Raw genomic sequence first — 1,398 nt, 5'->3', positions numbered from 1 at the left:
CGTTCGCGCTTGGGCGAAGCACGCTGCGCTTCGACGAATTCGGTCACCTCCCGGCCCCGCTCGTCGATCAGACCGATGACGAAAACGTCGGCCTCCGCCTGATCGATCAGCATATGCATCAGCATGGTCTTGCCGCAGCCCGCGGTGGCGAAGATGCCGACACGCTGGCCGACGCCGCAGGTAAGCAGCCCGTCGATGGCCCGCACGCCGGTGACCAACGGCTCGCGCACGCCGACGCGGTTCGAATACGGCGGCGGCGCCGCATCCACCGCACGCGCCTCTCCGCCCACCGCAATGGAGGGCGCCAGCCGCTCGACAATCTGTCCGGTAGGATCCAGCACCGCGCCCCGCGCCTCTTCGCCTATCCATGCCGAAAGCGCGTGTCCGGTTGGCTGCAGCACCGCTTCGCGGGTGAGGCCTCGCGCGCTGCCGATCAAGCTGAGCACCGCGCGCTCATGGTTCAGGCCTACAACCTGGGCCCGCGCCACCACCTCGCCATCACGCAAACTGCGGCGGATTTCGCATAGCTCTCCAATGGCCACGCCAGGCAAAGCCGCTTCCAGGATCGGTCCCGACAGGCGGTGCGGAAAGGCCAGACGGCGCAACAGACGCGGCGGATTCATCCGCGCAGCGCCGCGCTGAAACGTTGCAGGCTGTCGAAAAAGCCGTTCATCGCCTCGGAAAAGCGGCGGCCATCGCCAAGATAATCCGGATGAACCAGACCCTTGAGCGCCAACGAGCCATCCTGAACCGCCAATTGCAGTTGGCCGCCGCGCGCGAAGGCGCAACCGTCCATCAAAGCCTGCAGCAGCGTGCCGCCGCGCTGGGCGACCACCGCGTCGCCATGCTCACCGATGAGCGACCACAACCACACTTCCTCGTCCTGGGCGCTGACATGAATGCTGGGCAGGTCGTGCAGGTCCAGCACGATGGTGGAATGGCTATCCAATGCGCCGACCAAGGTTGGGGCGCAACCACTCTCCTCCAGCGCGGCGCGGACGAGTTGGGCGATATCCAGTGCGTACATGAGCTAGGTCCTCTATGGCTTAAATGGTCTTAATCACGTTAACCGACACGCTGTCGGCGATCTCGCCGAAAGACATGACTTCCAATTCGCGGAAGCGAGTCTCGACTAGTTTCTTGATGAAGCGGCGCACGTCGACCGAGGTGAGCAGCACCATGTCCTTATGCGCGATATTGAGTCCGTCCAATCCGAGCGCGAACAGGTCCAGCAGCTCGTCCGAGGCTGCGGGCTCCAGATTGAGGAAGGAGCCGCTCGAGGTCTGGCGAATGCCCTTGCGCACCATGTCCACCGCATCCGCCGACAGCATCACCGCGCGCAACTCGCCGCCGTGGGCGAACTTGTGGCAGATGTAACGCGCCAGCGCGCCGCGCACG

General features: G+C 64.8%; 2 protein-coding genes and 1 pseudogene. All 3 read right to left on the bottom strand.

Annotation, left to right across the window (positions count from 1 at the left end; genetic code table 11):
• Positions 1–623: pseudogene (locus KVT39_RS36370) on the bottom strand (EscN/YscN/HrcN family type III secretion system ATPase); the annotation flags it as partial.
• Positions 620–1,027, bottom strand: coding sequence for an SPI-1 type III secretion system chaperone SpaK (gene spaK, locus KVT39_RS36365; RefSeq protein ID WP_217591419.1), 408 nt, complete (start codon positions 1,025–1,027; stop codon positions 620–622). The gene spaK and the pseudogene KVT39_RS36370, both read right to left, overlap by 4 nt.
• 19 nt (positions 1,028–1,046) lie before the next feature.
• Positions 1,047–1,398, bottom strand: a 352-nt coding sequence (locus KVT39_RS36360) for an FHIPEP family type III secretion protein (RefSeq protein WP_217591418.1), incomplete at its 5' end; no start/stop codon positions are given.

This window comes from Burkholderia sp. GbtcB21 (assembly GCF_019091065.1).
Taxonomy (GTDB): Bacteria; Pseudomonadota; Gammaproteobacteria; order Burkholderiales; family Burkholderiaceae; genus Burkholderia; species Burkholderia pyrrocinia_C.
This window is presented reverse-complemented; position numbering and strand designations above follow the sequence as displayed.

Bases quoted from the DNA above. Each gene is read 5' to 3' on its own strand.
- spaK (WP_217591419.1), bottom strand. From the start codon at position 1,027: ATGTACGCACTGGATATCGCCCAACTCGTCCGCGCCGCGCTGGAGGAG.